At 47.9% G+C, this 20431-nt stretch carries 16 protein-coding genes and 1 tRNA gene; 8 read left to right on the forward strand and 9 right to left on the reverse strand.

Features of this window, described 5'->3' with window-relative positions; translation table 11 throughout:
* Positions 1–18: 18 nt before the first annotated feature.
* The 5 genes from nuoK to IEX60_RS05255 all read right to left on the reverse strand — a co-directional run bounded on the left by nuoK (position 19) and on the right by IEX60_RS05255 (position 4135).
* Positions 19–324, reverse strand: a complete 306-nt coding sequence (gene nuoK, locus IEX60_RS05235) for an NADH-quinone oxidoreductase subunit NuoK (RefSeq protein ID WP_188748180.1) — start codon at positions 322–324, stop codon at positions 19–21.
* On the reverse strand, positions 321–914 hold the full coding sequence (locus IEX60_RS05240; protein WP_229717430.1) for an NADH-quinone oxidoreductase subunit J family protein: 594 nt from the start codon (positions 912–914) through the stop codon (positions 321–323). Before IEX60_RS05240 ends, nuoK begins: the two co-directional genes overlap by 4 nt.
* Positions 869–1429: a 4Fe-4S binding protein gene (locus IEX60_RS05245; protein WP_188748182.1), complete on the reverse strand. Its 561-nt coding sequence runs from the start codon at positions 1427–1429 to the stop codon at positions 869–871. The genes IEX60_RS05240 and IEX60_RS05245 overlap by 46 nt, the downstream gene beginning before the upstream one ends.
* 112 nt (positions 1430–1541) lie before the next feature.
* Complete coding sequence (locus IEX60_RS05250; RefSeq protein WP_188748184.1) at positions 1542–2594, reverse strand: complex I subunit 1/NuoH family protein; 1053 nt, start codon at positions 2592–2594, stop codon at positions 1542–1544.
* 254 nt (positions 2595–2848) lie between these two features.
* The gene (locus IEX60_RS05255) at positions 2849–4135 is read right to left on the reverse strand and encodes a citrate synthase (protein WP_188748193.1); all 1287 of its coding nucleotides are present in this window, start codon (positions 4133–4135) and stop codon (positions 2849–2851) included.
* A gap of 167 nt (positions 4136–4302) precedes the next feature.
* On the opposite strand from IEX60_RS05255, the gene IEX60_RS05260 reads away from it, so the two are divergent.
* Positions 4303–4668 (forward strand): BlaI/MecI/CopY family transcriptional regulator, encoded by a 366-nt coding sequence (locus IEX60_RS05260; RefSeq protein WP_188748195.1) that lies wholly within the window; start codon positions 4303–4305, stop codon positions 4666–4668.
* 2 nt (positions 4669–4670) lie between these two features.
* Complete coding sequence (locus IEX60_RS05265; RefSeq protein WP_188748197.1) at positions 4671–6167, forward strand: M56 family metallopeptidase; 1497 nt, start codon at positions 4671–4673, stop codon at positions 6165–6167.
* 15 nt (positions 6168–6182) lie between these two features.
* Here IEX60_RS05265 and pth read toward each other — a convergent pair whose 3' ends face one another.
* From pth to IEX60_RS05285, 4 genes are all read right to left on the reverse strand, one after another.
* Positions 6183–6749: an aminoacyl-tRNA hydrolase gene (pth, locus tag IEX60_RS05270; protein WP_188748199.1), complete on the reverse strand. Its 567-nt coding sequence runs from the start codon at positions 6747–6749 to the stop codon at positions 6183–6185.
* 94 nt (positions 6750–6843) lie between these two features.
* On the reverse strand, positions 6844–7434 hold the full coding sequence (locus IEX60_RS05275) for a 50S ribosomal protein L25/general stress protein Ctc (protein ID WP_188748201.1): 591 nt from the start codon (positions 7432–7434) through the stop codon (positions 6844–6846).
* Between the two features lie 65 nt (positions 7435–7499).
* On the reverse strand, positions 7500–8444 hold the full coding sequence (locus tag IEX60_RS05280; protein ID WP_188748203.1) for a ribose-phosphate pyrophosphokinase: 945 nt from the start codon (positions 8442–8444) through the stop codon (positions 7500–7502).
* Between the two features lie 110 nt (positions 8445–8554).
* A tRNA-Gln gene (locus IEX60_RS05285) sits at positions 8555–8625 on the reverse strand.
* A gap of 164 nt (positions 8626–8789) precedes the next feature.
* On the opposite strand from IEX60_RS05285, the gene IEX60_RS05290 reads away from it, so the two are divergent.
* The 6 genes from IEX60_RS05290 to IEX60_RS05315 all read left to right on the forward strand — a co-directional run bounded on the left by IEX60_RS05290 (position 8790) and on the right by IEX60_RS05315 (position 20417).
* Complete coding sequence (locus IEX60_RS05290; protein WP_188748205.1) at positions 8790–11816, forward strand: glycosyltransferase family 117 protein; 3027 nt, start codon at positions 8790–8792, stop codon at positions 11814–11816.
* A gap of 118 nt (positions 11817–11934) precedes the next feature.
* Positions 11935–14961: a glycosyltransferase family 117 protein gene (locus tag IEX60_RS05295; protein ID WP_229717431.1), complete on the forward strand. Its 3027-nt coding sequence runs from the start codon at positions 11935–11937 to the stop codon at positions 14959–14961.
* Entirely contained in the window at positions 14958–15356 is a 399-nt protein-coding gene (locus IEX60_RS05300; protein WP_188748207.1) for a WD40/YVTN/BNR-like repeat-containing protein, read from the forward strand. The genes IEX60_RS05295 and IEX60_RS05300 overlap by 4 nt, the downstream gene beginning before the upstream one ends.
* Before the next feature lie 371 nt (positions 15357–15727).
* On the forward strand, positions 15728–16294 hold the full coding sequence (pyrR, locus tag IEX60_RS05305) for a bifunctional pyr operon transcriptional regulator/uracil phosphoribosyltransferase PyrR (RefSeq protein ID WP_188748209.1): 567 nt from the start codon (positions 15728–15730) through the stop codon (positions 16292–16294).
* Entirely contained in the window at positions 16291–17229 is a 939-nt protein-coding gene (locus tag IEX60_RS05310) for an aspartate carbamoyltransferase catalytic subunit (protein ID WP_188748211.1), read from the forward strand. The genes pyrR and IEX60_RS05310 overlap by 4 nt, the downstream gene beginning before the upstream one ends.
* 158 nt (positions 17230–17387) lie before the next feature.
* Positions 17388–20417 carry a tetratricopeptide repeat protein gene (locus IEX60_RS05315; protein WP_188748213.1) on the forward strand — a complete coding sequence of 1010 codons (3030 nt, stop codon included), beginning with the start codon at positions 17388–17390 and terminating at the stop codon, positions 20415–20417.
* The last annotated feature ends 14 nt before the right edge of the window (positions 20418–20431 follow it).

The raw sequence follows: 20431 nt of genomic DNA on the forward strand, positions 1-20431 counted from the left end.
TCGTCGTTCGTCTTTACGTTAATCCTTTAAGTTTCTGATATCTTCCGGATTCACTGATTTATAGAATTTATATGCATTGAGTATGATGGCCAATGCAACGGCTACGGCCGCTGCCGCGAGTACAATGGCAAACAACGCAAATGCCTGTCCGCCGTATGCCGTTTTATCATACCGGCTGAAAGCCACTAAATTCAGGATCGCAGCGTTGATCATCAGTTCAATGCCCACCAATACCAAAATGGCATTGCGCCGGGCCATGACGGTATATAAGCCGATTGCAAACAGGCAGGCTCCCACGATGAGGAAATGTGTAAGCGGAATCACGGATTTGCCTCCTTTCGTGTAAGGTGGGCAGCGCCGATCAAGGCCATCATCAACAGTACGGAGATAATTTCAAACGGTAATAAATATCGCGTCATGATCTGAACGCCGAGGTGCTGAACGGTTTGATCCGTTGGAGTCAGGATTGCACCGCTTTCCCGGGATGACAAGATCCACGCCGGCTCATGCGTTCCCAGGTGTAGAGATGCATAAATCAGGATGGATAGAAATGAGGCTGCCAGGATAACCGACTGCCATACCGGTAAAGCAAAGAAATGGGATGTCCCCATCTGGAGGTCATTCAGCAGCTCCTTATTGGAAAGCATAAAAGCAAAAAGCATCAATACCAATACACCGCCTACGTAGACCAGGATCTGCGTGATCGCCACAAAGTCGGCCAGCGCAAATACGTATAATCCGGCAACGGAAAAAAGGACAATGAAAAACAGAAACAGCGACCGGGCGACATTCCGCATACTTACCAGCAATAAGGCAGATCCGATGGCTATCGCAGCAAAACCGTAAAACACCCATGCCGTAATGTCCATTATTTCCTTTTTGCCGCCTCCTTTTCGGCTTGGAATTTGGTCCATTCCCGTTTTTTCTCTTCGATTTCGGATGGTGTCATTTCAGCAAATGAGTACGTCAGTTCCGCCAGGTTGGTCATGCTGCGATCGTATTGATCGGTCATGGTAATGCACTCAGTAGGGCAGACCACGGTACATAAACCGCAATACATGCATTTCGCCATATCGATATCAAACTGGGCGGCGTACAGGCGTTTTACGCTTCCATCGGAAGTTTTTCCGATTACATCGGTGGCTTTAATGGACTCGATGGTGATGCAATCCACCGGGCAAGCCTTTGCACAGAGGTCGCAGACGATGCAATCGTCTATTTCTACATCCAGCTGATACCGCGCTACCTCGGGTATGGGCATCTTTTCCCTGGGGAATTGTACCGTCGTAACGCCCGTTTGTTTATCGAAATAATCGTCTTTGCGCACATCAAGCACTTCACGCGAACGGCGTGCGCCGAAGAGGTGGGCGAGCGTGATCGCCAGTCCTTTCGCTGCGGTAATGAATGCTTGTAACGCTATTTTGAACATTCTTTTCTTAATGAAAAATTTATCTTAATTGATAGTGGACAGTTGAGAATTGAAAGTGGCCTTTCCTTCATTATCAACTATCAACTATCAACTATCAATTATCAATTAATTATCAAACCATCACCCCAATCCGCCAAATTCCCGAAATAGCCATGCACAGAAAAGCAAATGGCGTCAGTACTTTCCAACATAGCGACATTAACTGATCGGCCCGGAGCCGGGGCAGTGTCCAACGGATCCACATTTGTATACCGACGATCAGCAGGGTCTTGGAAAGCGTCCAAAAGATTCCCCAGACCCATCCGGTGGTCCAATCGGCCAGCCGGACTGCTCCAATATTAGGTAAGGGTGTATTCCACCCCCCGAGAAACACCACCACACCGATCATGGCTACCAGAAACATGAGGGCATATTCAGCCAGGAACACGAAAGCAAACCGAAGGCCCCCGTATTCCGTATGAAAGCCGCCCACCAGTTCGGACTCGGCTTCCGGAATGTCAAACGGTGCCCGGTTGCATTCGGCTAATGATGCGATGAAGAAAATCACATAGGCGATGAGCAGATGTGGCGCCTGGAATACATTCCAGGCTAGCAATCCACCGATGCCGGATACATCCCACAGGCCCAGGAAACGTAACGCTTCTTCCGACGCGATGCCCTGATTGACGACAATCTCCTGCATGTTAAGGGTTTGGGTAATCATGACGGCCGAAATGAGCGCCAAGCCGGATGGGATTTCATACGAGACAATCTGTGCCACAGCTCGCATAGAACCCAACAGCGAGAATTTATTGTTGGATCCCCAGCCCGCCATCAACAACCCAATGGCGTCCACAGAGATAATGGCAATGACGTAAAAAAGTCCCAGATTGAGGGCAGAAGGTGCCAGTCCGGGTGCCCACGGCATCACGGCGAACCCCAGGAATACGGCAATAAAAATAACAACGGGGGCCGCGACAAACAAGATTTTATCTGCCGCTGCGGGTGTGATGAATTCCTTTTGAATCAGTTTGAGGATATCGGCTACGGTCTGAAGTGCACCGTGTTTGCCGGTTTCCATCGGACCGAGCCGATCCTGGACAAATCCGGCGATTTTCCGTTCACTGTATACGGCAAACAATGTAAAGCCGGCAATGAAGCCAAACAGTACCATGCCAACAATCATATATGTAATATAAAAGACCAATTTGTCCTATATGTTAAAATATCGTGCAAACATAAGGATTTGACACGATAATATATAGTAAGTTAGTAGGTTATTTTGAATGGTTCTAAAACGAAGGTGTTTAAAAGAGGATGGCATGCAGATGACACGAATCGAGCAGATCAACACGGAGTACCTAATCAACGAGAATCCCTTTTCTCTGCGCCATTAGCGCTCTCATTTTCCACGTTTTTGGAAGACACCTCTTGCTTCTATTACCGTTGATCGAGCGGTACGTAGTCCCGTCGAGTACTGCCGGTATAGATCTGCCGCGGGCGGCCGATCGGTTCTTTGTTCGCTTTCATTTCTTTCCATTGAGCAATCCAACCCGGCAGCCTGCCTAAGGCAAAAAGTACGGTAAACATGTCCGTAGGAAATCCCAGCGCCCGGTAAATGATGCCGGAATAAAAGTCGACATTGGGGTATAGCTTACGGTCTACAAAATATTGATCTTTCAGTGCGGCTTCTTCCAGTTCCTTGGCGATGTCCAGTACCGGGTCGTTGATGCCCAGTTTTTCCAGTACATCATCGCAAGCCTTTTTGATGATTTTGGCGCGCGGATCGAAATTCTTGTATACACGATGCCCGAAACCCATCAAACGGAACGGATCGTTTTTGTCCTTGGCTTTGGCCAGCCATTTGGCACTATCGCCACCGTCTTTCTTGATGTTCTCAAGCATTTCGATCACCGCTTGGTTAGCGCCCCCGTGCAATGGACCCCAAAGGGCGGAAATACCTGCCGAAATGGACGCATACAGGTTCGCATTGGAAGATCCTACGATCCGGACCGTGGAAGTAGAACAGTTCTGCTCGTGATCGGCGTGTAAGATCAATAATTTGTGCATCGCACTTACTACCGATTTATCAATCGTGATATCTTCGGTAATCTGTCCGAAGGTCATGTTCAGGAAATTGTGTACGTAATTGAGTTCATTCCTGGGGTAGATAACCGGGTGGCCAAGCGACTTTTTATAGATCCATGAAACAATCGTCGGCATCTTAGCCAGCAATTTCATGATCGTGAGATTTTCTTCCTCTTCCGTAGGGTTTGGATCCAGTGACTCTGGATAGAAGGCAGATAAAGCACCTACCAAACAGGACAGTTGGCCCATGGGATGTGATTTCGACGGGAAACCATCAAAGAATTTTTTCATGTCCTCATGAATCAGCGTATGCCTGCTGATTTTGTTGCGGAAATCGGCTAATGTGTCAGTTGAAGGTAATTCACCAAAAATCAGCAGATAAGCTACCTCCAGAAAGGTTGATTGTTCGGCTAGCTGTTCAATGGGATACCCCCGGTAACGTAAAATGCCTTTTTCACCATCCAAAAAAGTGATTTCGCTTTTCGTTGCACCGGTATTCTTATATCCGGGGTCTACGGTTACCGCACCGGATAAATCCCTTAATTTAGAGATGTCGATGCCTTGTTCATTTTCTGTGCCCGTGATGAGGGGTAAATCGTAAGAGTTGCCGTTTATTGAAATAGAAGCTTTTCCTGACATAATTCTTTGGATGAATTGCAAATGTAATGAAATTGAAAGACAATAACAGTGTTTGAATGGATTATTGACGCCTTTTTTATGTTAAATTAACGTCATTCTTAATTTTTTTTGTTCTTTATTTTGTTTTTACGATTTTTTCGTATATTTACGACATAAACGTAATAATAATGGAAAAACTGACACAACAGGAAGAGGAAGCCATGCAGTTGATATGGCGAAACGGAGGGGGATTTATCAAGGAGTTGTTGGACTGTATGGAAGGGGATAAGGTTCCGTATACGACGTTGGCTTCTACGCTGAAAAATCTGCAGCGTAAGGGGTACGTGAAAGCGGTAAAATACGCTAATGCCTATCGTTATGAAGCGCTTGTGAAAGAGGAGGACTACAAAAAGTTATTTATGAACGGATTTGTAAGTGACTATTTCAGAAATTCCTATAAAGAGCTTGTGAGTTTTTTTGCCAGGGAAGAGAAGATCAGTACGGAGGAGCTGGATGAGATCATCCGGATGATTAAAGAGGACAAAAGCGAATAGCCATGCCGGATATCATCATATACTTGTTGAAAGCCAATCTTTCCATTATTCTCTTCTATCTGGGATATCGGTTATTGCTGCGCAGACTGACTTTTTATAACCTTAACCGGTTTTATCTTCTGTTCTCGCTCATTTTTTCTTTCACGTATCCGTTGGTGGATATTATGGAGTGGTTGGGTGGGGCTGAACATGGAATACCCACAGAGGTGGTCTATGTGATTCCGGATTGGCATGAGGTTCCGGTCCGGACCTTTGGTTGGTGGACGTGGATAGTGGGTTTGATCGGAGTGGGAAGTTTGTGGTGCGCGGTGAAGCTTACAATCCGGCTGCTAAGTCTGTGGCGTATCCATCGGCAATCACGGCCGTCGGTTTGGCAATGGTTCAGATACCGTCAGGTTTTCGGTAATATTATGCCGTTTTCCTTTTGGCGGCATATCTATCTGAATGTGCATAACCACGGACCGTCGGATTTGGCGGAGATTTTCAGGCACGAGCAGGTTCATGTGAATGAGCTGCACACATTCGATATATTGCTGGCTGAATTAGGCAGTGTGCTGTCCTGGTTTAATCCGGGGGTATGGTTGCTGCGTGCTGCCATCCGCGAAAACCTGGAATTTATCACAGACAGAGGGGTGCTGATGAGTGGGGTGGATAAGAAGGCCTATCAATACAGTTTATTGGCCATCGGGCAGCAATTGGATAGGCAACCGGATCTAGCAAATGGTTTTAATTTCCGAAGTTTAAAAAGACGCATTATGATGATGAACAAACAGAGTTCGTCCCGGTTGCAACTGGGCAAATATATATTGGCGGTGCCGGTGATCGCCGCGTTTGTGTTGGTATTTACGGTAACTAAAGCATACGAAGACAATGTGCCTGCTTTGGCTGCCGATGCGATAGCTGTGGACACGATTGAGCAGGATACCATTGGCAACAAGAAAAGCGGGACAGGCACTGCGGACAGTGTGTTAAATATCCGAATAATTGGACGGGTAGATACGACGCGTTCGCATCCTCTTATTTTCGTTGATGGCAAAGAACTGGAATATGCAAAGCTAAACGGCATTGATCCCAATATCATTGAAAGTGTTTCGGTTTTGAAAGATAAATCTGCCACTGCGATTTATGGGGGCCGCGGTGAGAAGGGGGTGATATTAATTACGACAAAGAAGAAGGGAGCTGAAAAAAAGGAAATCACGGGGGACGCTACACGGCGTGCTACACCCGCGGATACCATCCGGTCTAACGATTCTCTGCGCATTGAAACAAAGCAGCGCGAAGTGGATACATTATTTCAGATGGGAAACCAGCACGATGACTTGCTATACCTGATTGATGGCGAGGAGATAACCATTGAGGAGTTTAAGGAAATACCTGCCGCGGAAATTGATTCTATACGCGTGTGGAAGGGAAAATCCGGGGAGGAAAAGTTTGGAAAGAAAGGTGCTAAAGGAGTTGTGGAAATTACGACCAAAAAGAATGGGGGTAAGGGGAAATAACCGTTTTTAGCTCAGCTAAGTATTGAACAGGTTCATCGTACGTTCGATGCCGACCTGAACAAAGCTGTTAATCACTTGCACGGATCGTTCAATAAGCTGGGGTAACTCCGGTTGTTCATCATCGTCAAATCCGCTTAATACATAGTCGATCTGCCGGCCTTTCGGGAAATTGTCACCGATTCCGAAGCGCAAACGGGGATAGGCCTGACCCCCACAAAGGGATTCGATGCTTTTCAGCCCGTTATGTCCGGCGCTGCTGCCCTTGGCCCTGAGCCGTATTTTGCCAAATGGCAACGCGAGGTCATCTACAATGACGAGCACTTCTTGCAACGGGATTTTCAGTTCATGCATCCAGTAGTTTACGGCTTTGCCACTCAGATTCATGTAGGTGGTCGGCTTGATGACATAGACACTGTTGCCGCGTTGACGGTATTCAGTATAATGAGCATATCTCAGGGTAGAAAAGGTGACTTCCGCCTGTTTGGCCAGTTCGTCGGCTACCATGAAACCGATGTTATGCCGGGTGTCTGCATATTCTGCTCCGATATTACCAAGACCTACAATTAGCTGCTTTTTTGCCATTTCGGTACAAACTTATTCATTGGATGGATATAAACCAAAAAGCACCAGCCGATGGGCTGATGCTTTTCGCGCATGCACGGCATATGCCGCGTAATTATTTTTTCTTGTCGGCCTTAGCGGCTTCCTGTTCAGCCTGGCGCAGGGCGCGGGACATAACAACGGATACGATCGTATCGTCTGTGTTATTCAGCACTTTTGCATTTTGCAATTGGATGCTGCCCACCTGTACAGATTTGCCTACTTCAAGAGTTTCAAGGCTCACTTCGATGTACTGCGGCAAATCTTTGGGAAGTGCCTTTACCCGGAGGGAGCGTAGTTTCTGGATCAGTTTACCACCTACTTTCACACCGGGCGACGTACCGGTCAGTTTAATGGGGATATTCAATGAGACTTCCTTTTTATCATTCAATTCAAGAAAATCTACGTGGCGCACCTGATCCGTAAGCGGATGGAATTGTGCGTCCTGAAGGATGGCTTTGTGTTTTTTACCATCAATATCCAGATCGATGAAATGAACATCCGGGGTGTAGATCGCCGGTTTCAAATCAGTTGCGGATACGGCAAAGTGGTATTGTTCCTTACCACCGTAGAGCACTGCGGGTACTTTACCCTCGTAGCGCAGCTCTTTCGCATCTCGTTTCCCTACGTTCTTTCTTAAAGAACCGCTAATAGCAATTGATTCCATTTGAAATAAAAATATGTATATGTAAAATTAAAGGCCGCAAAGTTAGTGCAAATAAATGTGATTTCCTAATCCACTTTGAAAAGGTTACTAATGGATCCATGCTCGTTGACATTCTTGATGGCATTGGCAAACAGGTCGGCTGTGGAAAGCACTTTGATCTTCTCACTTTGCTGTCTCAGGGGAATGGTGTCGGTGACGATCAGTTCAGTCAGTGCCGAATTTTCGATGGTGTCGTAAGCCTTACCCGATAGGACGGGGTGTGTACACACGGCACGGACGCTGGTAGCACCGTTTTCCATGATAAGCGAAGCAGCTTTCGAGAGTGTGCCCGCTGTATCGCAGATATCATCAATCAATACGATGTCCTGCCCTTCCACGTCGCCGATAATGGACATCGACTCAATTTCGTTGGCACGTTTGCGCTGTTTGTCACAGATCACGACTTCCGCATTAAAGTATTTAGCAAACGTGCGTGCCCGGTACGAACCGCCCATGTCGGGCGAAGCAATGGTGAGATTGGGCAGGTTAAGCGATTTAATATGGGGTACGAAAATGACTGAGGCATCGAGATGGTCTACGGGAATATCAAAAAAGCCCTGTATCTGCGCAGCATGGAGGTCCATTGTCATGATGCGATGGGCTCCCGCTGCCGTGATGAGGTTGGCAATCATTTTGGCGCCGATGGCTACACGGGGTTTGTCTTTGCGGTCCTGACGGGCAAAACCGAAGTAGGGAACGACCGCGATGATGTAATGTGCCGAGGCGCGTTTGGCGGCGTCAATCATTAAGAGCAGCTCGAACAGATTATCCATTGGCTGGTTGGTGGATTGGATCAGGAATACGTCGCATCCACGGACAGATTCATTATAGAAAGGCTGGATTTCGCCGTCGCTGAAGCGGGATACGGTCATCTCGCCAAGGTTTTTGCCATAAGATTGTGCGATCTTTTGGGATAATTCGGTGGAACCGGAACCGGAAAATAGCTTTACCGGATTGAATTGCAAGGGCATTGTTTCGTAGTTGTTTTGTGGGTTTGCAATGGATTGGGATCTTGTGATATTTTAACGCTAATATACGTTAAAAAACTACGGATTGCCAAAAGACAATCCGTAATTTTTTGTTGCCCGACCAGGATTCGAACCTAGACAAACAGAACCAAAATCTGTCGTACTACCATTATACTATCGGGCAATCTCAACTTACATTTTGCCACCCTTCCGAATGGGACTGCAAATATAGGGGGATATACTAATTATTGCAAAAATATTTTATTTTTTACTGGATGGGTCGATGTTATCATAGGATTCCTTATTTTCGGGGCGTGATTTTACGATAAACCATACGTGTGACACTATATGAATTACAATAAAATCAATAATAGCATAGGTTGGTTGTGTGGATTGGTAGCCACTGCAGTGTATGTATCAACCGCTGAGCGGACAACGAGTTTTTGGGATTGCGGCGAGTTTATCGCATCCGCATTCAAAATGCAGATTGTGCACCAGCCGGGAGCACCCCTATTTTTGATGTTACAGAATGTGTTCTCCAACCTTGCGTTCGGTAATCCCGAACTCATTGCCTTCTGGATGAATATCGGATCGGCTTTGTCCAGCGGTCTGACTATTGTATTCTTGTTTTGGAGCATCACGGCCCTGGCAAGAAAGGTCCTGTGGAAGCCGGGTACAGCGCTTACACAGGAAGCGTTGATCCAGATTATCGGAGCCGGTGCAGTGGGAGCTTTGGCGTATACATTCTCAGATACGTTTTGGTTTTCTGCAGTCGAATCCGAAGTATATGCGATGTCTTCGCTTTGTACGGCCGTCGTATTCTGGGCAATACTGAAATGGGAAGCGCACGCAGACGAACCCGGTGCTGACAGGTGGCTGCTTTTTATCGCCTATATTATGGGACTGTCCATCGGTGTACACTTATTGAACCTGTTGGCTATCCCGGCTATTGCGCTGCTTATTTATTTCCGGCGTACGCAGAAGGCTACCAGTGGAGGTGCCGTCAAAGCACTGCTGATTGGTTTTGTAGTCGTAGCTGTGGTACTCTGGGGGGTTATCCAGTATCTCATTAAATTTGCTGCATACTTTGACCTATTCTTCGTAAATACGCTGGGTATGGGATTTGGTTCAGGGGTGTTGGTATTTACGTTACTGCTGGTTGGCGGTACAGCCTACGGCATCTGGTATTCGGTCCAAAAGGTGAAACCTTTACTCAATATCATCCTGCTGTCTTTTGCATTCATTGTATTCGGTTACAGCTCCTTTACGATGATTCTGATCCGTGCGAAGGCGGACCCGACGCTCAATAACAGCGACCCGGACAATGTGTTTGCGTTTCTCAGTTATCTGAACCGGGAACAATATGGAGACAATCCGCTTTTCAAGGGGCCTTATTTTGATTCCAGACCGGTTGACATTAAATATGGCAGCAATATCTACCGTAAGGGAGCAGAAAAATATGAAGTTGCAGGCCGCAATTTCGATTATGAATACGATCGGGAAACGGTGTTTCCGCGCATTTATAGCAACCGGGAAGCCTCGCATCAGCAATATTATCGCAGTTACCTCAACCTGGGGGAAAATGAACAGCCTACGTTTGGCGATAACCTTCGCTTTTTCTTCAGCTACCAGGTGGGGCATATGTATGGAAGGTATTTTCTCTGGAACTTCGTGGGCAGACAGAACGATCAGCAGGGCCACGGCGATCTGACCACGGGCAACTGGATCAGTGGCATTAAGTTCGTCGACCAATGGCATGTTGGCGGGCAGGATGCCTTACCGGAATCCCAATTGACAGATCCTTCATACAATAAATTTTATTTTCTGCCGCTTATCTTGGGGCTAATCGGTGCGTTTTGGCATTTCAAACGCCGGCAACGGGATGCGGGCGTCGTCGGATTGCTGTTTTTTATGACCGGTTTGGCAATCGTGTTATACCTCAACCAGACGCCGTTGCAGCCACGTGAGCGGGATTATGCCTATGCAGGTTCGTTTTACGCGTTTGCTATCTGGATCGGTCTCGGTGTAGTCGGCATTACCGAATGGCTGCGGAAGAAGCTCAATGCGCGGACGGCCGGATGGATTGCGGCCGTCATCGGATTGCTCGCTGGCCCCGTCATTTTAGCCAAAGATGGATGGGACGATCATGACCGTTCCGAAAAATCCCTCGCACGGGATATTGCACGGGATTACCTGGAGTCCTGCGCGCCGAATGCGATTTTATTTACCTACGGAGATAATGATACCTATCCGCTGTGGTACGTACAGGAGGTCGAAAATGTGCGGCCTGATATCCGGATTGTAAACCTGAGTCTGCTCAGTGCCGATTGGTATGTACGGCAGATGAAAGACAAGGTTAATGAGGCGGAGCCATTGCCCATTACCATTCCCGATGAAAAATATGTGAAAGGTGTGCGTGACGTTATCTATTACCAGGACGCTAAAATTCCAGGATCCGTAGAGTTGAAAAATATCGTGGCATTGATGCTGTCCGACAATCCCAATGATAAGCGGCAGGTACAGAGTGAACAGCCTGAAAATTTTCTGCCGACAAAAAATTTACAACTCACCATCAATAAGGAAGACGTGATCAAAAATAAGGTTGTTCCCGCCGCCTGGCAGGATAGCATCACCCCTGTCATGCAATGGACATACAACCGGAACTACGTGTCCAGGGCTGAGCTGGCCATCATGGATATCCTGGTAAATAACAATTGGGAGCGGCCGGTTTACTTTGCCACGACTGTGCCCAGTGATAACTTTATGGGATTGGATAAATACCTGGTGTCGGAAGGATTTGCGCTGCGGCTTATGCCAATAGATAAAAAGCAGAATACTTCCCAGGGACTTGTGAATGCGGATGCTATTTATGACCATGCACTTAACAAATATACCTGGGGTAACATCCGGAATTCACGTTATCTTGATCCGGAATCCTACCGGATGGTGAGCCTGATCCTGAATAATATATATTCCGCGCCGGCAGAGGCGCTGATTGCTGAAGGAAAGAAGGAAAAAGCGAAGAAACTGCTGAACAATGCGTTGGAATCCATGCCAACCCGGATCTACCGGATTATGGATGCATACGGTTATTCGTTTCTCGCCGAAAATCTTTATGCCGTGGGAGAGGCTGATAAGGCCAACGCGCTGGCTGAACGCAACGTGAAATACCTGGAAGAGCAGCTACGTTATTTTGCGGCAATAGCAGAAACGAAGCCTAACCTGGAGATGCAGAATATCCAGTATAGCATGTTTACGCTGAATCGGTTTGCTGAAACCGCGAAGGAACATGGGCAACAGGAGCTGGCGGCGCGTATTGAAAAGATCTTTGGGCAATACGAGACAAAATTTTTCGGCGGGATGCCTGCCAATTAACTGTTCAGGAAATCCCGCATCTCTGTTAAAAAATGTTAAATCCGGGCTTGGTGAGCTTGCCTAACCGGTTTATCGCTTAATTTTAAGCGATTATAACGGATGGCTCACTAACCCGGTAATGATGAACTACTCAAAAATCAACAATCTTATTGGATGGTTGTGCGCGCTGGTCGCCACGGTAACCTATGTATTGACAATGGAACCGACCACCGGTTGGTGGGATCCCGGCGAATTCATAGCAGCCGCACACCGCATGCAGATTGTGCATCAGCCCGGCGCTCCTTTATTCCTTATGCTCCAAAATGTATTTTCAAACCTGGCATTCGGCGACCCGCAGCGCATTGCCTATTGGATGAATTTCGGATCGGCAGTCTCCAGTGGATTAACGGTTCTCTTTTTATTTTGGACCATTACGGCGCTCGTACGCAAAATTGCATGTAAACACGGTGAGCCATTTACTTTCCCGGGGATGTTGCAGGTTATGGGTGCAGGGGTGGTAGGTGCCCTGGCATACGCGTTTTCAGATACCTTTTGGTTTTCGGCTGTTGAGTCGGAAGTGTATGCGCTATCATCCCTTTGTACAGCCGTGGTTTTTTGGGCCATCCTGAAATGGGAGGCCCGGGCCGATGAGCCGGGAGGGAACCGATGGCTGGTTTTCATCGCTTACATCATGGGGCTCTCCATCGGTATACACCTGCTTAATTTGCTGACCATACCGGCGTTGGCAGGGGTGGTATACTTCCGCCGGACACCCCGGGCAACGGCGGGTGGCATTACCAAGGCACTTTTGATCGGGTGTGTGATACTTGCCGTGATCTTGTGGGGCATTGTCCAGTATCTTGTCAAATTTGCGGCTTATACCGATCTGTTTTTTGTGAATGTGCTGGGAATGCGTTTTGGAATCGGGGCGTTGTTTTTTATTTTTTCTCTTGTGGGCGGTATCATCTACGGGATAAGATACTCCATCCGCCGGGCAAAGCCGGTGCTCAACCTGGTGCTGCTATGTCTTGGTTTTGTCATCTTCGGATATGGATCGTTTGCCATGGTGCTGATCCGTGCGGAGGCCAACCCGTCGCTGAACAACAGTCAACCCAATGATGCATTCTCCTTCCTCTGGTACCTCAACCGGGGGCAGTTTGGCAGTGAGCCGTTGCTGAAGGGGCCTTATTTCGATTCCCGGTTGACCGATGTAAAACAAGGAAGCAACGAATATCGGAAAGGTGGAGACCGGTATGAGCCAGCGGGTAATGACGATCAACCGGTATATGACCGGACAACCCTTTTTCCACGTATATACAGCAACCGGGATAATCATGCGCTGGGCTACCGTGCTTGGTTGAATCTAAGCGAAAATGAACGCCCCGAATTTGCGGATAATCTGAAATTCCTGACCTCATACCAGCTGAACCATATGTACTGGCGGTATTTCATGTGGAATTTTGCCGGTAGGCAGAACGATGTGGAAGCTCGTTTTGACAGCCACACCGAAGGCAATTGGCTCAGTGGTATCGAACCTGTCGACCAGTGGCGGCTCGGTGGGCAAAACGCATTACCGGAAGCGGCACGGGAAGATCCGTCGCGAAACACGTATTATTTCCTTCCGCTAATTCTGGGCCTTGCCGGCCTTGTGTGGCAGGCGCGCCGGAGCGGTAAAGACACCGTCATTATCGGGTTGTTGTTTTTCTTCACCGGGCTGGCGGTGGTCTTGTACCTCAATCAACCTCCCTTGCAGCCGCGTGAGCGGGACTATGCGTATGCCGGTTCGTTTTATGCCTTTGCTATTTGGATCGGTATGGGGGTGGTGGGGATTTCTGAATTATTACGCAGGCGACTTCAGTCGCGCGTCGCCGTTCCCCTGGCGGTCGTCCTCGGCTTTGTGATGGTGCCGGCATTGCTGGGCACTCAGAATTGGGATGATCACGACCGTTCGGATCGCTATATGGCCCGTGACATGGCCCGTAATTACCTGGAATCCTGCGCACCCAATGCGATACTTTTTACCTATATCGATAACGACACGTATCCCCTTTGGTACCTGCAAGAAGTGGAAGGAGTACGGACCGACGTCCGGGTGGTCAATCTGAGTTTATTGGGGATGGACTGGGCGGTGCGGCAGATGAAATTGCCGATCAACGATGCGCAAGCATTGCCCATTACGATGGAAGACCGTCAATTCACCAAAGGTACGCGCGATTACCTGCATTACCACGATTATGGCATTCAGGACTCGGTCGATCTGGAGAAAATTCTGGCACTCCTTCTTTCTGATAATCCGGCCGATCAACTGGAATATGCAGATGGCTCCCGCCGGAATTTCCTGCCCACCAAACACTTCAAACTGACGGTGGACAAGCAACAGGTAGCTGAGAATAAGGTGGTCCCTGAAAAGTGGCAGGGAGCTATTGTGGATACGATGGAGTGGACCTATCCCCAAAATGGCGTAACACGGGCAGAGCTGGCCCTGATGGACATACTGGTGCACAATCAATGGAAACGCCCGATCTATTTTGCCTTCACTGTACCGGAAAGCCAACGGCTGGGTCTCGATACGTATCTTGTGTCCGAAGGGTTTGCGTTACGGCTGATGCCTGTCAACGCCCAAGATGATCCGGAGGTGCGGGAACGGCTCGTCAATACCGATGCCGTATACGAAGCTATCATGCATCGGTTTGCCTGGGGAAACATGAACCGATCGAACTACCTGGATCCGACATCCCGCGCGATGGTTGGCGAAACGATTAAGATTTTTTCGGATACCGCCGAGATGCTGATTGCCGAAGGCAATATCGATGCGGCGAAAAATATCGTCAACCGGGCAACCGAGGTATTGCCGGCAAAAATATATCAGCCGGATATTGCCGCACGTTACCCCGTATTGGCCGATCAGCTCTATACCCTGGGCGAAACCGAAAAGGCGAATGCATTAGTGGGACGAAATCTCAAATTTTTGGAAGAACAAATGGCTTACTATGCAGCCATTGCCGAAACCCAGTCCCTGACGCAAGCCGAGATGATGGGTATCCGCAACAGTTTGTTTGCCCTGCAGCAGTTTTCCGGTTCTGCCGGGGCCCATGGCCAAACAGCCCAATACGAGCAGTTGCAGACGGTGCTTGACAAGTACCGGAAACTTTTTTTTGAAGGATGACGGCAAAAGGCCTCCTGACATTCCTGATGGTTGTCCTATGGGTTGGGCATGCGCAAACGCAGCATCTTATGTTGCATGTTCTTCAGGAAGGTAGATCCACCAGCATCCGTGGCTTATCGGTACTGGATGATTCCGTGGCCTGGGTGAGCGGGAACAATGGATGGGTGGGGCGTACGACCAACGGGGGAAAGACATGGGACTGGCAACAGGTAGCGGGCCACGAGACAAAAGACTTCCGTGACATCGAAGTATTTTCAACGGACACCGCACTAGTGATGAGTGCCGGTTCTCCGTTGGTGATCCTCCGTACGACGGATGGAGGCCAATCTTGGCAGGTGGTTAGCTGCCATATTCCCGTCACATATGAACGAGTGGGAACTTTATCGGTCCCCTGAATATCAGGCATTGCGTAAAAATTTCGAGAAAAAGGTGGAGAAATTGAGACGGAAGAGAGAACGTTAATGCTATCGACAATCCACAGGCCGCGCATTTCGGTGGTGAACTGTTTTTTGAACCTAGACCATTCAAGATAGACGTGAAGCTGTTGGGGCGGTTAACGCGACAGAAAAATATCATTCCGGTATCCGCATAAATCAAAAAATTGTAGTAGGTTTGTGACCGTATTCGGGCTTTGCAAAAAGTGGGAAGCGGGCTCCATGAAGCCATAAAAGGCAGCTAAATTCGAATAAAACCTGTGATGTCAGCACCTGAAAAAAGGCGATGAGATGCAGGCTGCAGGAGGCCTTTACGGACAAGATATTTTCGAATGAAACGATCTATTTTATTGGAAGGTCAAAAATTCCAGATTACCATTCAGCGGCTCTGCCACCAACTGATCGAAAATCATGTTGACTTTTCTGATTCCGTCATCATCGGTATTCAACCGCGTGGCATTTACTTGGGCAGACGGATTATGGAGGAGCTGAAACAGATCCCCGGATTACCCGAGATTGCATACGGTGAATTGGATATTACTTTTTTCCGTGATGATTTCAGGAGGAAGGACAGCGGTCCGCTCGTGCCGAGCAGCACCCGTATCGATTTTATCATAGAAGGGAGAAAAGTCATCCTTATGGACGACGTGCTGTGGACGGGTAGAACAATCCGGGCCGCTATGGACGCATTACAGGCGTTTGGCCGTCCGGCTAAGATTGAGTTGCTGGTATTGGTGGATCGTCGCTTTTCACGGCAGCTGCCCATTGAACCGGACTATATCGGCATACAGGTCGATTCGATCGATTCACAAAAGGTTACGGTTAGCTGGAAAGAAGTGGATACCTACGATCGGATTACACTGTTGACAGAGGAAACTAGTGCATTAATCAGCAAATGACAGCATCGACAAGGCAAATCAGCACCCGTCATCTTTTGGGAATCAAAGATCTCAACGAGCATGATATCCAGCTTATTTTTGACACGGCTGATAATTTTAAAGACGTGCTCAACCGTCCGATAAAAAAAGTTCCCTCTCTGCGGGATATCACAATAGCCAACGTATTCTTTGAAAATTCGACACGTACACGGTTGTCTTTTGAACTCGCGGAGAAGCGGCTGTCTGCCGATATCATCAACTTTGCAGCGTCTTCCTCTTCAGTGAGTAAAGGTGAAACACTGATTGACACGGTCAACAATATTTTGGCCATGAAGGTGGATATGATCGTAATGCGTCATCCGTACCCCGGTGCAGGGGTTTTTCTGAGTAAACATGTAGATGCGCAGATTGTGAATGCCGGGGATGGTGCCCACGAGCATCCCACCCAGGCATTGTTGGATGCTTTTTCTATCCGCGAGCGGTACGGTGATGTATCCGGAAAAAAAATTGCCATCATCGGAGACATCCTGCATTCGCGCGTGGCACTGTCCAATATCCTATGCCTCCGTAAACTAGGTGCTGAGGTGATGGTTTGTGGGCCTACCACATTGATCCCTAAACACATCGGTTCGTTGGGGGTAACGGTGGAATACGACTTGATGAAGGCACTGAAATGGTGCGATGTGGCAAATATGCTGCGAATTCAGTTGGAACGACAGGATATCGCTTACTTTCCATCTCTTAGGGAGTATTCCATGCTTTACGGGTTGAATAAGCAATTGCTGGATTCGCTCGATAAAGAAATTATAATTATGCATCCCGGACCCATAAACCGTGGGGTGGAAATCACCAGTGATGTAGCCGATAGTCAACATTCCATTATTCTTGACCAGGTTGAGAATGGCGTGGCTATACGGATGGCAGTACTGTATCTGTTAGCAGGGATACGCGGGTAAGCGCGTACTGCTTGCTGATGTTATTAACATTTGTGGACAACTTTTGAGGAAAACTTCTGGGTTTCCCGCTAAATTAGCGGGTTAAATTGGGTAAGGTGTATTTTATGGCCTTAACTTTGCGTGGAAAAGAGGAGTAAAAACAGAATTAATTTGACGGCATGTTTAATCGGATTTATCAGTTAGGTATTACAGTTGGTTTGATGGTTTCAACCGCCATGGCTCAGCAGAGCGCATGGCAGGAAGTCAATCAGGCCTATAAAACGGGAATGGAGCTGTACGAAAAGGGGAAGTACGCTGCTGCCGCCAAGTATTTTGATAAAGTAGAAGATATCCGGATCAAATCAACCCTGCAGCAGGATGAGCACGAAGAATTGTCGCTGCTGAAAGAGAATGCACGTTTTTACCAGGCTATCTGTGCGCTGGAGCTGGAGGAGTCTGATGCCGAAAACCAATTTCTTCGTTATATCAAAGATTATCCGGCCAGTGCAAACTCAAAAGCCGCCTATTTTCAGGTGGGACGTTCCTATTTCGCAAAAAAAGATTATGAACATGCGCTGGAATGGTTCAATAAATTGGACAGCCGTAACCTTGCCGGCCGGGAAAGCCGGGAATTCCGCTACAAACAGGGGTATTCCTTCTTCATGACCGATGACTACGCATCGGCAAAACCCCTTTTTGAACAGCTGAAAGACGAGGGAGGAATATATCAGGAGGCATCGATCTATTATTATGCCTACCTCTGCTACCTGGACCGGGAATTTAAGACGGCGCTTACCGAATTTGAAAAACTGAAAGGATCGAAGACGTACGAAGCCACTTATCCGTATTATATTACCGCATTGTATTACCTGGATAACCGGTATGACGACGTGTTGGCGTATGCCCTGCCGATTCTCGAAAATACCAAGCAGGCACACGAAACGGATATGTTCCGTATTGTGGCGGCCACCTATTTCGCAAAAAACGATTTTAAGAAAGCGCAGGAATACTACGATAAGTTCCAGGCCGCAGATCAGGGTAAGACCCAAAACAACCAGGATAGTTATCAAATCGGTTACATAGCCTATAAAAACGGAGATTATGAAACGGCTATCGCGGAACTTCAAAAACTGGAAGAACCCGATGCCTATTATCAGAGTGCGATGATTGCGTTGGGCGATGCTTTTCTGAAAACCGGAGATAAGCAGAGTGCGCGCAATGCATTCTTTAAAGCTTCCAAACTGGATTTTGACCCGGCAATGAAGGAGGAAGGGCTGTTCAATTATGCAAAGCTGTCTTCGGAGCTGGAATTCCATCAGGTGGCGTTGGAAGCGGCCAAAGAATACCTGGATACTTATCCGAACAACAAACGGATGGAGGAGGCGCAAACACTCTATGCAGAGACGCTGTTGGGTACCAGCAATTACCGCGCTGCAGTCGATATTTTGGAAAAGCTGAAGGACCGCGGGCCGGAGGCGGATGCAGCGTATCAGAAAGTAACGTACTACCGTGGGTTGGAGTTTTACAACGAACGGGCCTTTGAAAACGCCATTTCACTGTTCATGCGTTCGGAGAAATTCCCCATTGATCCGCGGCTTACCGCATTGGCTACCTATTGGAAAGCGGAGGCGATGTATGAAGTACGCAAGTATGGTGAAGCGGTGCAGAATTTTTCACGATTCCTTCGCATGCCCGGCGCCCGGAATACCGATGTGTACAGCTATGCAAATTATGCGCTGGCTTATGCAGCGTTCCGTAATAACAGTTTCAATACGTCTGCTAATTATTTTGAACGGTTTCTCTCCACGGGAGGGGATTCCATCGAGCCGAACGTCCGCAACGATGCCATCGCCCGTTTGGGTGATTCCTATTTCTCGATGCGGAACTACGGCCGCGCTATGCAATATTACGACCGGTTAATTAACAGTAAAGCTTCAAGCCAGGATTATGCCTTGTTCCAGCGGGGAATCATCCAGGGGTTGCAGGGGAATAACGATGCGAAACTCGCTACCTTGCGGTCGGTCATTGAGCAGTTCCCCAATTCGAACTATGCAGACGATGTGGCATTTGAAATCCCTTACACCTATTTCACCACGGGGGACTACGATACCGCTATTGAAGGGCTTCAACAGATGATCGAAAAATATCCGCGCAGCAGTTATGCGCCGCGGGCATTGATGACCATTGGGCTCGTACAGTATAACAAAGACGATACGGAAGCAGCAATGGCTACGTTCCGGCGGGTTGTGGAAGAACATGCAACTACCGACGAAGCGAGACAGGCACTGCGTTCCATTGAAAACATCTATTTGGACCGTGGGGATGCATCGGGGTATATCAACTACGCCACGAGTACCAACATTGGGGATCTCAGCACTGCTGAGCAGGATAACCTGGCTTTTCAGGCTGCCCAGACGCTGTTTGCCAGGGGTGAATACCAGGCTGCTGTGGAAGCTATCAATGCGTATTTTGATAAGTTTCCTAAACCCATCCAAGAGAAGCATGCACGCTACATCCGCGGGGTAAGCCTTTATAAAACCGGGCACCCGAAGGAGGCATTACATGACCTTAACATCATTCTCAACGATTGGACAAGCCCATACACGGAAAACTCCCTGCTGACGGCAGCGGAACTTTACTTAGGCTTGAAGCAGTACAACGAGGCCATTGTGCACCTCAAGAAACTGGAGTTGACATCGGAGTATAAAGCCAATTACGGCTATGCAGTGAATAATTTGATGGTCTGCTATTATGAAATCGGCGATATGGAGCAAGTCCAGAAATATGCCAAGCTGATTAAAGAGTATGACCGGTCGTCTGAAGAAGACATCGCGAAAGCACATCTTTACACGGCGCGTGCCCTGTTAAGAAATGGAGATGTACAGCCGGCAATGAAGGAATTGAACCTGGCGGCGCTGAAAAGCCAAACCGTCGTAGCGGCCGAAGCACGCTACCGGGTAGGTCAATTGCAATACGAGGCTAAAGAATATGATAAAGCCATTGAGTCTGCATTTGAAGTGATCAATAACATGGCATCGCATGATTATTGGGTAGCTAAAAGTTTTATTTTACTTGCCGATGCCTACGCGGGCAAGGGTGATGATTTCCAGGCCAAGAGTACCTTGGAAAGTGTGATAGAAAATTACGAAGGGGACGACGATATCATCCCTTCAGCGAAGGAGCGTTTACAGAAGTTGAACAAGGAGTAACAGGAATTTTAATA

This window comes from Parapedobacter defluvii (genome assembly GCF_014642075.1).
Classification (GTDB): Bacteria; Bacteroidota; Bacteroidia; order Sphingobacteriales; family Sphingobacteriaceae; genus Parapedobacter; species Parapedobacter defluvii.

Coding starts and splice junctions, on each gene's coding strand:
- IEX60_RS05260 (WP_188748195.1), top strand. CDS start 4,303: ATGGAAAAACTGACACAACAGGAAGAGGAAGCCATGCAGTTGATATGG.
- IEX60_RS05255 (WP_188748193.1), bottom strand. CDS start 4,135: ATGTCAGGAAAAGCTTCTATTTCAATAAACGGCAACTCTTACGATTTA.
- IEX60_RS05245 (WP_188748182.1), bottom strand. CDS start 1,429: ATGTTCAAAATAGCGTTACAAGCATTCATTACCGCAGCGAAAGGACTG.
- IEX60_RS05265 (WP_188748197.1), top strand. CDS start 4,671: ATGCCGGATATCATCATATACTTGTTGAAAGCCAATCTTTCCATTATT.
- IEX60_RS05275 (WP_188748201.1), bottom strand. CDS start 7,434: ATGGAATCAATTGCTATTAGCGGTTCTTTAAGAAAGAACGTAGGGAAA.
- IEX60_RS05290 (WP_188748205.1), top strand. CDS start 8,790: ATGAATTACAATAAAATCAATAATAGCATAGGTTGGTTGTGTGGATTG.
- IEX60_RS05295 (WP_229717431.1), top strand. CDS start 11,935: ATGATGAACTACTCAAAAATCAACAATCTTATTGGATGGTTGTGCGCG.
- IEX60_RS05315 (WP_188748213.1), top strand. CDS start 17,388: ATGTTTAATCGGATTTATCAGTTAGGTATTACAGTTGGTTTGATGGTT.
- IEX60_RS05240 (WP_229717430.1), bottom strand. CDS start 914: ATGGACCAAATTCCAAGCCGAAAAGGAGGCGGCAAAAAGGAAATAATG.
- IEX60_RS05300 (WP_188748207.1), top strand. CDS start 14,958: ATGACGGCAAAAGGCCTCCTGACATTCCTGATGGTTGTCCTATGGGTT.
- IEX60_RS05250 (WP_188748184.1), bottom strand. CDS start 2,594: ATGATTGTTGGCATGGTACTGTTTGGCTTCATTGCCGGCTTTACATTG.
- pyrR (WP_188748209.1), top strand. CDS start 15,728: ATGAAACGATCTATTTTATTGGAAGGTCAAAAATTCCAGATTACCATT.
- IEX60_RS05280 (WP_188748203.1), bottom strand. CDS start 8,444: ATGCCCTTGCAATTCAATCCGGTAAAGCTATTTTCCGGTTCCGGTTCC.
- IEX60_RS05310 (WP_188748211.1), top strand. CDS start 16,291: ATGACAGCATCGACAAGGCAAATCAGCACCCGTCATCTTTTGGGAATC.
- pth (WP_188748199.1), bottom strand. CDS start 6,749: ATGGCAAAAAAGCAGCTAATTGTAGGTCTTGGTAATATCGGAGCAGAA.